12 protein-coding genes and 1 pseudogene are annotated in these 13,035 nt (G+C 42.9%); all 13 read right to left on the bottom strand.

Annotated features, from left to right (window positions below; genetic code table 11):
* A pseudogene (locus RP262_RS06830) lies at positions 1-284 on the bottom strand (hypothetical protein); the annotation flags it as partial.
* The gene (locus RP262_RS06825) at positions 262-549 is read right to left on the bottom strand and encodes an autorepressor SdpR family transcription factor (RefSeq protein ID WP_002897962.1); all 288 of its coding nucleotides are present in this window, start codon (positions 547-549) and stop codon (positions 262-264) included. The pseudogene RP262_RS06830 and the gene RP262_RS06825, both read right to left, overlap by 23 nt.
* 226 nt (positions 550-775) lie before the next feature.
* Complete coding sequence (locus tag RP262_RS06820) at positions 776-1,684, bottom strand: type II CAAX endopeptidase family protein (RefSeq protein ID WP_311154672.1); 909 nt, start codon at positions 1,682-1,684, stop codon at positions 776-778.
* A gap of 128 nt (positions 1,685-1,812) precedes the next feature.
* Entirely contained in the window at positions 1,813-2,637 is an 825-nt protein-coding gene (locus RP262_RS06815) for a CPBP family intramembrane glutamic endopeptidase (RefSeq protein ID WP_311154671.1), read from the bottom strand.
* Between the two features lie 27 nt (positions 2,638-2,664).
* The gene (locus tag RP262_RS06810; protein WP_125340716.1) at positions 2,665-3,516 is read right to left on the bottom strand and encodes a CPBP family intramembrane glutamic endopeptidase; all 852 of its coding nucleotides are present in this window, start codon (positions 3,514-3,516) and stop codon (positions 2,665-2,667) included.
* A 30-nt stretch (positions 3,517-3,546) separates the two neighbouring features.
* Positions 3,547-5,346 carry a serine hydrolase gene (locus RP262_RS06805; RefSeq protein WP_295506321.1) on the bottom strand — a complete coding sequence of 600 codons (1,800 nt, stop codon included), beginning with the start codon at positions 5,344-5,346 and terminating at the stop codon, positions 3,547-3,549.
* A gap of 16 nt (positions 5,347-5,362) precedes the next feature.
* Positions 5,363-7,162, bottom strand: a complete 1,800-nt coding sequence (locus tag RP262_RS06800) for a serine hydrolase domain-containing protein (protein WP_311154670.1) — start codon at positions 7,160-7,162, stop codon at positions 5,363-5,365.
* Between the two features lie 172 nt (positions 7,163-7,334).
* A complete protein-coding gene (locus tag RP262_RS06795; protein WP_311154669.1) occupies positions 7,335-7,820 on the bottom strand; it encodes a hypothetical protein in 486 nt (161 codons plus the stop codon).
* Between the two features lie 14 nt (positions 7,821-7,834).
* Positions 7,835-9,415 (bottom strand): ABC transporter ATP-binding protein, encoded by a 1,581-nt coding sequence (locus RP262_RS06790; RefSeq protein WP_311154668.1) that lies wholly within the window; start codon positions 9,413-9,415, stop codon positions 7,835-7,837.
* A 265-nt stretch (positions 9,416-9,680) separates the two neighbouring features.
* The gene (locus RP262_RS06785; protein WP_002897970.1) at positions 9,681-9,821 is read right to left on the bottom strand and encodes a hypothetical protein; all 141 of its coding nucleotides are present in this window, start codon (positions 9,819-9,821) and stop codon (positions 9,681-9,683) included.
* 209 nt (positions 9,822-10,030) lie between these two features.
* Positions 10,031-11,110, bottom strand: a complete 1,080-nt coding sequence (locus RP262_RS06780; protein WP_311154667.1) for a serine hydrolase — start codon at positions 11,108-11,110, stop codon at positions 10,031-10,033.
* Between the two features lie 135 nt (positions 11,111-11,245).
* Positions 11,246-11,851: a superoxide dismutase SodA gene (gene sodA / locus RP262_RS06775; RefSeq protein WP_002896081.1), complete on the bottom strand. Its 606-nt coding sequence runs from the start codon at positions 11,849-11,851 to the stop codon at positions 11,246-11,248.
* A 62-nt stretch (positions 11,852-11,913) separates the two neighbouring features.
* A complete protein-coding gene (holA, locus tag RP262_RS06770; protein WP_311154666.1) occupies positions 11,914-12,960 on the bottom strand; it encodes a DNA polymerase III subunit delta in 1,047 nt (348 codons plus the stop codon).
* Positions 12,961-13,035 lie beyond the last annotated feature (75 nt).

Here is a 13,035-nt window from a genome sequence, read left to right as displayed (position 1 = left end):
GGAACAATCCAAAGGACGAAGCGGGCAAAAGCTGGCTTGGTGATTTCTCGGTAAGCCGTTGCCCCATAAACAATCAGCTGTGCCAAAGTCATAAAGATTGGCAGACCCCAGATAAAGAGAAATTTGGGTACATACTTAAATGTCGGGCTAATCGGCGACGTGAAATTGATCCTAATATTCTCTGGCAAACTAGGATAAATCCATAAGGCATAAGCAAGTGGCAGCCAAATAACCAAGAAAGTCAGCAGCAATTCTCTAAGGTTATTTCTCAGTTTCGTTTTCATTATTTTTCCCTCCTAGCGCGGCAATCCAGACCAAAATTTCCTCAAAAACCGTAGCATCTAAATGGTAGTAAATGTAATTTTTCTGCCGTTCTTCATAGATGAGCCCCGCTTTTTTCAACTGGGACAAATGGTAGGATACCGTCGCTCCCGTCAAATCGAAGACTTGAGCGATTTCACCAGCCGACTTAGGACCTTTTTTTAATATTTCTAATATTTCCCGCCGAACTGGATCAGCTAGGGCTTTCATGGTTTCACTAATTCCCAATTTTGATACCTCTTAAAAATGGATTGATGACATATTTCCGGCTAAGGAAAAATAAAGTTCCTCGTTTTACATAAATCAAGACCCCAATGTAGACAAGCAAAGAGCCATGAAGTGCCCCGCCCAAATGACCAAGATTTTCTGCCAGCAATCCTCCTAAAACTATTTAGAAAACTTTCAAATTCTTTTCTCCATTATACTGTTTTTGAGGGTAAAAGACAAGCTCGGCTTAGCTAAACACTTGCTTTTTCTTGGCTAGATAGGCGGTGAGAAGAGCAGCCAGCGCCATAACGATGACTGCTATCAGCCCGCCTGATAGAGGTTCGCTTGGCGTTCCTGCTAAGAAACTGTTGGCTTGACTGGTCAAAGTCGTCTGTAAGAAACTACCGTGCTGGAGATTGTTGCCCGCCCCAATCACTCCAAAGACGCCTAGATAAATCATGTTATGAGCCGCATGCAGCGCTGTGACCAGCCAGAGATTGTCCGTCAGTGCAAAAAGGAGGGAAAGGAAAATCCCGGTCAGAAAGACATTGAGGATATAAAGGACAGACGTTCCACCTTTAAAAATGTGGATAACCGCAAAGAGCAGGGAGTTGAGCAGGACAGCCGGCAGCAAGCTCAGTTTGGTGCGGAGTTTGTTCATGACAAAGCCGCGGTAAATCATCTCTTCAGCCAGCGCCTGAAAGAAGAAATTGACCAGGAAAAAGAGCCAAATTCCTAGATTGAACTGCTTTTCGACTTGAATGTGGAGCTGTCCGCCGAGCAGATTGAAGCCCACCTCCAGAAGGACTAAGAAGAAACCCAGTGCTGTACCAAGCAGCAGATTGAACCCTAATTTTTCCTTCCAGAGACCGAAACTAGCAAGACTGCGCCGTTCCCAAAATTTAGCGACGAAGAGAATGAGGACTAAACTGCTGCCCAGAAAGACGGATAGAGAGATCATTCCCAGAAGCAAGCGATTTGCATCCGTCATGCTCGGCAGCAAGAGCCATTGGGACAAAGCTCCGCTGATGAGGCTTCCCGCAGCAATCGCAAGAAAAGCCAGCGGCAGGCTCAGCCACCAATTTTTTGCCCCTGCTTCTTCTTGCAAGATTTCCAGACTAGAGCGATGGGCTGTCTTTTGATAAGTATGTGTCATGTGTGACCTCCTTAAGGTGTATTTTCCCCTACACCCTTATCCTAACAAAAGAAGTACACCAACTCAAGCTCTTTTTGGTAAGTGGTTAGATTGCGCTAGTAAGTGGTAGAAAAATCACCTAAAAAAGATTAAGAAATCCCCTGCTGACTTTCTCTCGCTTCACGCTTGGTCAGCCAAACGGCAATGACAAGAGCAATGAGAGCTCCAAAAAGTCCAGTTGGACTAGGACCAAGGAATTTAAACGTTTCTACCCCACTAACAGTGAAAACGGTAGTTATCATGGCAACGGCATCAATGACCCCATGTCCAAAGGCTGGCAGCCAAATGGTTTTGCTACGTACATAGTAAATATCAAGGATAATCCCAAAAGAAATAGCCATGATATAATAGGGAATTAAATTTAAGAAACGCTCACCCAGCGTCCCTGCTCCAATCATATTGACAGGAAAATGCCAAATAGCCCAGATGAGACCACCAATGATGCGTCCCTTAGTCCGTCCGTAGCGCTCTTTCAAATAAGGATAGAGAATACCCCGCCAGCCGACTTCCTCGCCCAAGCCAGAAAGACTGATGACTAGAGTTAAGACCGTTAAAATCATTAAAATTTGAAGGGCGACTTGTGGGTTCAGGGCAAAAGCCAAATGCTGCGGAAAGACAGCAAAATAGACAAGTGCGCCGCCAAGTATAATGCTACAAATGGCTAACCAGCAGGCTAGGTAATCGCGCCATTTACTGGCGAGCTTCAATTTCCAGCCGATAGACTTGACAGGAGCTTTGGCCAAAAAAGCAGCAACCATAGGGGCGAACATTACCACACTTGCGGATAAAATGTTACCGACAAGTTTCTGATTGATCGCATAAAAGTAAGCTATGGCTAGCATACCTGGCCAAGCGAGCCCAAACGCCCAAGCTAGAAACCTTTTAATGGTTGAAGTTGAAATTGTGTTTTGCATATAAAATGCTCCTTTCTTTTTTTAATTCTAGTTTTCTTTCGCCTCCCGCTTGGTTAGCCAAGTAACCACTACAATGGCTAGTAAGCCTACAAATAGCCCATTGGCTCCAGGCCCGAGATAGGCAAGAGGTTTGACATTGCCTGCGACCAACAAAGAAGTCAGGGGGCCAAGTGTATCAATAGTGGAGTGACCAAAAGCAGGCAACCAAATGGATTTGCTTTTTATATAATAAATATCTAACAAGAAGCCCATGGTAATCGCCATGATGTAGTAAGGAATGATATAGAGAATGGTGTCTAGTGATAATTTGTCCGCAAACAGTAATATAGGTAAATGCCACGAAGCCCAAATCAGACCACCAATGATGCGCCCCTTGGTTCGACCATAGCGCTCTTTCAGATAAGGATAGAGCACACCCCGCCAGCCTAACTCTTCACCTAAAGCTGGAATGATACAAAGTAAATTTATCCACGTTAGAAAATTAAAGACATACTGCCAAGCTGTGGATTGAACCAGAGCCGGATCGCTAGTTCCAATGCTTTTAGCAAGTAGGCTAAAGGCTAGTGAAAAGTGCTGAGGAAAGATAGCGAAGTAAACCACCGCACCAAAGATAATATAAAAGGCAAGCCAGAGCCAAACCGCAGCATAAGATTTCCACTTTTTGATAAAGTTAGGTCGCCAGCCAACCTCTTTTATGGGCGCTTTAGAAAGAAGAGCGGCGATACTCGGCGCAAACATAGCGGAAATAGAGAAGACCGAGGCTATGACATTTTGCTTTTGCTGAGAGAAATAACATAAGAAAATCATAAGAAACCAACCTATGCCATAAGCCCAGATGAGAAACTTTTTAATGGTTGAAGTTGAAATGGAAGTTTGCATATGAAATGTTCCTTTCTGTCATTTGTAAAATTATAAAGTCCACCATTGGTATAGCGACCAATAGAAAATATTAAAAGCCATGATAAAGGCAGCGGAGCTGGTCGCTAGCGTGAGAGCTATCCGCGCCTTACTAGCTGATTTGAAGGCAGAGCGCCAAACGACTGGTAAAAGGGTGCTAACAACCAAGACCAGTCCTATCACGGCAAAGAGGATAAATTGCAAGCGGCTGCCAGCTGTTGAAGCCGTCGCTTGGATAGAGGATAAAGCCGTCACAAAGTTGACTGGCACAATGAGCACAAACACTGCAGTCACATAGTGCCAGATGTTCCAGACTAGATTAGCAGGCTGCTGATTTGGGTTGCGGAAAATCAAGCGATACATTTTAACAAGAAAACCACCAATGTAAGCTAGTAGCGCATAAAACACTGCTACAGCTGCCAAAATCAAAACACCATAGTCCTTTACCACATCAAATATAGACATCTTGACCCAGTCGGAAATCGGCAAACTAATCACATAACGTCCATGTTTTTCACCTGCTATCCAGAAACCACGCGATTGAATATTTGGATTATCATTAGGATTTTTGATATAAGTTGTATAGTTGGGCATCATTTTCATCAGGGATAACGGACCTTGATTGAAAGTGCGAGCCATACGGTAAAAGCCGGGCTGGAAGTTTTTCACTTGTTCTTGCGAAGTCGATTTTTTCTGACCGTAGATAAGCTCGGGTATTTTAGAAGTAAAATTAGTCTCCAGCCCTTGATTAACCATAATGACAGAGCCGACACCCGTTTTAAAATCAAGCAAAAGACTAGTCGTAAAGCCTGTCGTATTTCCACCGTGTCCAAGCGTTCTGGTATTTTCGTACTCTATTGACCAAAGTCCGTGGGCATTGATTGGAATATCTGTATGAGGAAATGTATTCGTAGGGCTGTAAAAGGTCTCCCAAGTTTCTGCTCTCTTAAAGAGTTTTTCTTTGCTTAAGAGAGCCTGGGCAAACTTTTTAATGTCCGCCAAGGTTCCTGTTGCCCGACCTGCTGGGTAAAGTCCGACTTCAAAGGGTGTCAATCCCATTGACTTGCCGTTTGTATCGTAGGCTTTTTCTGATTTGCGTTGCTCTTTTACAAAAGTATTATCCGACAAGTCAGGCTTGAGAGCAGTATGTTCCATACCCAGCGGCTGGAAAATATGTTCATAGACATAGTCGGCAAAGGACTGTCCACTCACTCGCTCCACGATATAGCCCGCCAGCGCTGTTCCATAGTTAGAGTAAGCCGTCAGCTCACCGGGCTTGTAGGATTGTGGTGGTTGATTTTCTTTGAGCAGCTCCTCCAAGCTCTTGTCACTGCCCATGTAAAGGGGTGTTTCGTCGAAACTTTCTTGGTGGTTCATGAGGTCAAGCATGGTTATTGGCTTATCGTATTTGAGGTTTGTCAAGAAATCCTTGGGCAGATATTCCTTAATGTCGGCATTGAGGTCAAGTTTTCCCTCTTCCCAGAGCTGCATAACGCTGACCCAGACCATGATTTTGGTCGTTGACCCCCACTCAAAGACCGAGTTGTCATCTACTGCCAGCTTCTTCTCCTTGTCCATATAGCCAAAGTTGTTTTGATAGAGAGTATTGCCGTCTTTGTCAAAGACGGATGTTGCCAGCCCGGCGCTGGTTTTTTCGTGTTCCTTGTAGTAGTCCTCAATTTTCTGACCGATTTGGTCATAAGGCGTGCCCGACGGTAATTTCTGCTGGTCGGCGTAAGCGTGACCCGCTCCAAAAACGACCAGCCCACAAGTTACTAGCTCCACAGCGCTTTTCAAAAATGATCTTTTCATGATATTCACCTTTCTATTAAAGTGCCCACCACTGGTACAGCGACCAGTAGAAAATATTAAAAGCGATGATAAAAGCGGCGGAGCTGGTCGCTAGCGTGAGGTATTTATTTCCTTGCTTCAATCTCTCTTTGAAAAAAGGCAGATAGGGCAGAAAAGCACTAATCAGCAAGACTAGAGCAAGCAAGGCAAAGAGTTGAAAATGCCCCGTCAAACCAGCTAGGTCGAAAGAATTTTTCGCAAGAATAATAGAGAAAAATGAGAATAAATTGCGAAACACCCAAAGAATAATGAAGCCCGTCAGATAATGCCAGATTGACCAAACAGCTGAGTTGCTTCCCTTATTTTTTCCCAAAAGCAAACGATACAATTTTGCCAAAATACCACAAAGATAGCAAAGGGCGACATAAAGTAAGGCTAGCCCAGCAAGCACTAAACTGCCATAGTCTCTGATAACGTCAAGCAAGGATAGCTTCATTCTATCTGAAATGGGCAAATTCAGACGATAGCTCCCTCCTTTTTCACCTGCCGTCCAAAAACCAAAATAGACTTTGATAGCCGCATTTTCAGAAGGATTATTCAGATAGCTGGTCGATTTGAAAACTCTAAATATGGACAAAGGCCCTTTGCTAAAAATGCGCGCTTCGCGATAAAAACCAGCTTGAAAATCTCTTTGTGACGCCTTTGAGGCTTCTTTTTTCCTACCATAAATGAGGTCGGGCATGGCGATAGCAAAATGGAACTCATTTCTCTGATTGACTGTAACGACTGAGCCAATCCCTGACTTCAAATCAAGCAAGAGGCTGGTCGTAAAGCCCGGCGAATTTCCACCGTGCCCAAGCGTTCTGGTGTTTTCAAATTCTGTCGCCCACAGTCCATGAGCATTTACAGGAACGTCCGTACCCGGATAAGTATGGCTAGCGCTGTAAAAATTCTCCCAAGTCTCTGCTCGCTTAAAGAGCGTTTTCTTTTGCAAGAGAGCTTGGGCAAAGCGTTTCAAATCGGAAAAAGTGCCTGTCGCTCGCCCCGCTGGATATTCTCCGAGGACAAATGGCACATCACCTTTTAGCAAGTTACCTTCTGTATCATAGGTTTTCTCCTTCTCCCGCTGCTTTTGTACATAGCGATTGTCCGACAAATCAGGCTTGAGAGCGGTGTGCTCCATACCCAGCGGCTGGAAAATATGCTCGTGGACATAGTCGGCAAAGGATTGCCCGCTCACCCGCTCCACGATATAGCCTGCCAGCGCTGTCCCATAATTAGAATAGGAGGTCACCGTTCCCGGCTCATAAATCTGAGACGGAGTTTTTTTCATCAATGCTCCTAAATCCTTGTCAGAACCTATATATAAAGGGTAGTCTTCAAAACCCGCTTGGTGGTTCATGAGGTCCAGCATGGTAATGGGCTTGTCGTACTTGAGATTTTTTAGGAGATTTTGGGGCAGATACTCCCTGATGTCCGTTTTCAGGTCAATCTTTCCCTCTTCCCAAAGCTGCATGACGCTGACCCAGACGGTGATTTTGGTCGTTGAACCCCACTCGAAGACCGACTTGTCATCCACCGCTAGCTTCTTTTCCTTGTCCATATAGCCGAAGTTCTTTTGATAGAGAGTATTGCCGTCTTTGTCAAAGACCGTTGTTGCCAGTCCTGCGCTGGTTTTTTCGTGTTCTTGGTAGTAATTTTCAATCTTCTGACCGATTTGGTCGTAAGGCGTGCCTGACGGCAATTTTTGCTGGTCGGCGTAAGCGTGGGCTGCTCCTAGAACGAGAAAGCCCCACGTTACCAGCGCCACAGCGCTTTTCAAAAATGATGATTTCATGATGATCTCCAATCATTATTTTCTATATTTCCTTCACTTAAAAAGGAAAAAGAAAGAGCAAACTGAGTAGACCGAGAAGGAGCCAGATCCACCCAAAGATAAAGAATAAAAGCATTTTAACAAAAGTAAAAATATAAAACATGATTTTCTCCTTTCCTATCAGATTGCTATTTTAAAAGAGGAAGAGGCTGACCAGAAAAAGGATTGAGCTGATGCCACTGAAGATATAAGCTAAAACGCGTGGAGCCGGCTCTTGGTCTGCCACTATTTTTCTCGTGAGAAAGTAGCTGACAGCATTAAGGCTGATTGCCACCATAATCCCATTGACCTTAAATACCGGAAAAGCCGGATTGAGCCCATAAAGAAGAACGCTGATATAAACTACGGCATTGATAAAGGGAACCAGCCAGTAAAGGAAATGGACAAATTGCTTGTCGATAATCTCTTTAATAGTCGTCGTGTAGCAAACAATCAGTTGAATTACACTCAAGAGAACTGGCAGAAACCAGATAAAGACTTGCTTGGGCATGCCTAGACCGCTATAGGGCAAATGCCCTCTGATTAGCTGAGGTAGGTCTGCATAGATTGACAAAGCGTAGATAAGCGGTAGCCAAATAACGATTAGGCTTGCCACTAATTCTTTCCATTTTAATTTCATTTTCTTTCCTCCTTTTATAATTCAAGACAGTCATCAAAGCGGTCTAAGAGTGCCCTGCCTTGATTATGAGTAATAACGATAACAATGCGGTCCTTGATGGACAAGATATAGTCCATGACTTCCGCCGCCAAGCTCGGGTCAAGATTACTGGTCGGCTCATCAAAAATCAGCACATCATAATCCTTAACCAAGAAACGCGCCAAATCAATCCGCTGCTTTTCACCATAGGAAACTTCCTGCCGCTCCAAATCCAGCTTCTTGCTCAAGAAAGCCTCATTAAAATGCAGACTTTGGTACAAGAAAGTTTGGTCAGGTGCATTTATATCTCTGTATAGCGCGATATTGTCCGCCACACTTCCCTCGATAAAAAAGTCATTCTTTTGGATAAAGGCGATTTTCTGATAGAGACTGTCGCTTGCTAGCTGGCTGACCGCTTGACCATTGACCATGATTTGACCAGCGTAGTCCTTGCTATCAAAATAATTGAGCAAGAGCTTCATCAAGGTCGACTTGCCCCGACCAGACTCGCCGATAATAGCATAGTGCTTGTCCTTGGCAAACTGATAAGAAAAATCCTGAAAGAGAGCCTTGTCGCCCAACTCCAGACCGAGATGTTCAAAATCAATCCGATCAATCGTTTCGGTCAGATTTTGAGCGGGCTCCGCTTCTTTCTTAGCCAACTTAGCATCAAAATCATTCTCAATATCCTTGACCGTGCTCATGAGATTTTTGTTATTGATAAAAAGCTGCAAAGGAGTGAAGACAAAGTTCAAAAGCTGAACACTGGCAATCAAAGCCCCAATGGTCAGAGACCCTTGGCTGACAAACCAAAGCCCCAGAGACATACAAAATATCTGAGACAGAAAGCTAAAGAACATCATCAGAGTCACAGCGCCCTCCTTAGCCGCATTATAGCTTTTTCTGGCTTGCTCAAAGTCGCTGTTGCTGCTAGACAGGTGCTCAACCACCCTTTTTTGGATTTGCAAAAGTTTGATTTGCTCAAAGCCTTCCAAAAAATTGGTGACTTGCTTCAAAAAGTAATTGCTTTTCTGAGTGAAATTCGCTGTCGCCTTGCGCATCAATATCCCTGGAATTTGTGACGCAGCCATGGTCAAAAAAGAAATGAGAATAAAGCCCAGAGCCATGCGCCATTCAATCCAAAAAATAGCCAGTGTACTGATAAAAACTGAAGAAAAGGCAGCCACAATATCACAGCGCGGGGTCAAGTAATTCTCTTGGTAAATATCCATATTCTTGGTCGTTGTGTTGAGATAGCTATTTTCCTGCTCGGAAGCCTTGTCATGCAAATTCTTGTCATAAAAAGAATGGAAAAGCCTCGTTTTGACTTCTTCCAAGACTTGCTTATTATGATTGTTCTTGAACCAAATAGCCAGCAAGCTGCAAAGAGACCAAGCACAAGTGCAAAAAAGGCAGATAAAGAATTGTCCAAGCAAGTTAGAATGAGCCTTCTGCGCACTGTCCACAACAACTCCCAGCTGCAAAGAAAACAAAGTGATAAAAATCGTTGCTCCAATGCTAAAGATAGTCGCACCCAGATAAGAAGCGCGGTATTTCCGTAAAATTTCTTTCAACATTTAATTTTTCCTTCCAATTTTCGTCTATTTTTGAAAACGATCCAAGACGGGATTGCCCAGCAGACGGATAAAACCGTGAGCAAGCCTATAAGCAATAAAAGTAATCCTCTTTTCATCTTTTCTCCTTTATCTATCTATTTAGAAAATTTTCTAAATAAAGAGTACGAAACGAAGCAATCTAATCCTTCTTAGGTATTTCGATTTGTTTCTAAATACTCTGGATTAAAAAATCTAGTCTAGAAAAACTAGATTGCCTATTTTGTATTTAAAAATGTTTTTGATTGGATATTTTTTGCAGGTCGTCCTTATTTTTATAGAGCACCCAGGAAAAAACAGCCAGCCAAATGGATAGACCCGTCACTAGACCTACTACGGTTAGTAGGATTGAGTTTCTTGCTTTCTTCATTTTTCCTCCTTTTTGAGTAGAGAAATTTAGATTTTTTTCTAAATAGCTTTTATAAAAAATTGCTCAGTGACTAATTAAACAGAGCAGAATGAAGTAATTAGAAGATCTTCTAAATAGATTGTAACACTTCTCTTTCAAAAAAGCAAGAGGTATTTTGTTTTTTTCTAAATAGCTATCAAAAAATCTAGCCTGTCTAGACTAGATTGCTCTTAGTTCATATTAACCCGATGCCATTCATTGATGACGTAGGCTAACTGACCAACTTGCTCAATTCCGACACCACTGATCTCATCACTGGCCTCGGTGCTACCACCCAGATATGCCGTATAGAGAGCTATAATATAAGGCTTCTCTTCCATGACTAGAGCATCCACATTGAGCGCCTCACGAACATATCCAGGCTTTTGATAAATCGTAATGTCACGCAGATAGCGCTTATAGTATTCACCTGGGAAGGACTCACCAATATAATAAAGGATATCCTTGTACTTTTCCTGATTTTTAGACAAATACTCAAGGACCTGAATATAGTAATCCGTTGTGGTCTTATTATTCTCCCGGCTGATCGTCTTAATATCAGCCTTGGACTGACCGTAACGGCTAAACATGTCATAGGCCTTTTCCATGCCGCCTAGACGCTCTGCTAAAGCGTAGGCTGGAGTATTTTCAGAATAAACCAAGGAATATTCCTGCATGTCTGATATTCTCATAGCACCGTTGAAAGCACCAACATAGTTATCATGCTCGCCCCTATATTCATAGTTTGTATTGGTAATATCAAACCGCTCATCCATAGAAAGTTTGCCGGCAGCCACCTCATCTACTACCAGCATATTGAGAGGGAGCTTGTAGGTCGATCCCGCAGTCATAGGCTGGGTGTCATTCATGGCAAAGGTCTTACCGGTCGTCAAATCCTTATATGAAAATGCAACCTGGGAGGGTTCAATTCCCATTTCAGTCATATAAGCCTGAATGACCTGAGTCAAATCCAAATTTGCATAGTCAAATCGAAGTCCTAAAGCATCCATAGTCGGGCCGTCCGCCTCCATGACCTTCTGCTTCTCCTCTGGACTTTTTTCAACTGGCTTGGGCTTTTCTTCAACTGGTTTGGAATCAGGCTTGACTTTCTCCTCCTCCTGTTCTTGCTCGCCAGACTTTGCAAGTTGAGCAGCCTCTTGTGCTTTCTTTTCAATGGCCTTATTTCGTTGGGTTATAAAAAGGACGATGAAGCCCAGCAGACAAAGACAAGAAAGGACAGCTACGATAATCGTTACAATTTTTTTACTCAAAACATTTCTCCTAGCATTTGTATTATAAAAAATTATGAGGAAAATAACAAGTGAAATCCAGAAAAAAGGCATTTTAAGCATTAAAAAAGGCAAATCTTTAATCGATTCGCCTTTTTATATATTGAAACTGCCTGTTTATTTCGCAGCAGCGTAAAGTTCGTCAACCTTTTTCCAGTTAATAACTGAGAAGAAAGCTTGAATGTAGTTCGGACGAAGATTGCGGTATTTCACATAGTAAGCATGTTCCCAAACATCCAGTCCTAAGATTGGAGTTTTACCTTCTGAAATAGGAGTATCCTGATTGGCAGTTGAGGTTACTTCCAACTTGCCTTCTTTATTGACAACCAGCCAAGCCCAGCCAGAACCAAAACGAGTTGTAGCCGCTGCAGTAAAAGCTGCTTTAAAGTCTTCAAATGATCCAAAAGTAGCTTCGATATCTGCTGCCAATTCTGCAGATGGTGATGTTTCAGCTGGTGTCATCAACTCCCAGAAAAGAGCGTGGTTAAGATGACCACCACCATTGTTGATGACTGCCTGACGGATATCAGCTGGAATAGACTCCACATCAGCCAATAATTTTTCCAAATCTTCACCGATTTCAGGATGCTTTTCAAGCGCAGCATTAACATTCGTTACATAGGTATTGTGATGCTTGTCATGATGCAAGTGCATTGTTTCTTCATCAATGTAAGGCTCCAAAGCATCGTAAGCGTAAGGAAGATCAGGTAAGATAATTGCCATTTGATAGACCTCTTTTTCTATATGATTATAAAAATGATAACGCAATCATTAGAATTTTTCAACTATTTTGCTTGTAGCTCACCCGTCGCAATCTTGAGCAGAGCCAAATCAAACAGGTAATCTTTATCATACAGTCCCGACTTAATCTGATAATCCGTTTCAATCAGACAGGCCATAGTCTTTTTAAGAAAGGCTAAACTCAGTGAGCGAGCATCCTTTAAGGCAAACTTGACTTGATAAGGATTGACCTTGCGGCCTAAATAGTCGGACAAATCAGACACAATCTGACTCTCAGCTCTGCCATTTTCTGCTAAAACCTTAACCTGCGTAAAGATACGAAACTGCCCCAGCATAATAGCAATAAGCTTGATTTCATCCTCGCCTTGAAGTGTCAAATCTCGTACCAAGCTTCTGGCCTCATCAATCTTCTGCTGCAAAATCAGCTGGGTCAGGTCAAAAATATTGTCCTGAAGAGTCTTGGGAATGGCCTCGGTAATGTCTTCTAAACCAATCTGACCGGACTCTTTATATCCTTTCAGAAAGGCTAAATTTTTACTGACTTCACTGAACTGAAAACCTGATTTCAGCAGCAACTGATCGAAAGCTGTCGGAGCAAATTGTAATCCTTCTGCCTGCGCTTCCTTGCTGAAATAAGCCCGTAGATCTGCTTCCTTGAGTTCTGCAGCCTCAAAAATTTTCCCGTCCCGTTTCAGCAGTTTGACCAGACGGCGCTTACTATCCAATTTGCCTTCTGCAAAGATAACCAGACGAGTCGTATCCGCTGGATTTTCCAGATAACTTTCGAAAGATTTGAGTTCTTCATCAGTCAGATAGCGCTTCTTGGCTGTTGTCAAATCAGCAAAATGATCCAAAATCACTATTTTTTCATCCGTAAAAAAAGGCAGACTGACCAAGTCCAACTCCACATCCTGATAGTTTGCTTCTTTCATATCGAAAATAGCAGTGTTCAAATCGCCCGGTTGAAACTGAATCTGGCGGAGAAACTGCTCCTTCAACAACTCAAACTGCCCCAAGTCATCCCCAGTCAAAATGGTCAAAGCAGGAAGATTGCTTGGCGTGATTTTTTTAATTTCCTCAATAGCTAACACAGAAAGTTTCCCCTACTTTATATTTCTTGTCAATTTTTTTCATGTATTGATTGTAACAAAAAAGAGTCGGAAAGT

The sequence above is a fragment of the uncultured Streptococcus sp. genome (assembly GCF_963456385.1).
In the GTDB taxonomy this organism is placed as follows: Bacteria; Bacillota; Bacilli; order Lactobacillales; family Streptococcaceae; genus Streptococcus.
This window is presented reverse-complemented; position numbering and strand designations above follow the sequence as displayed.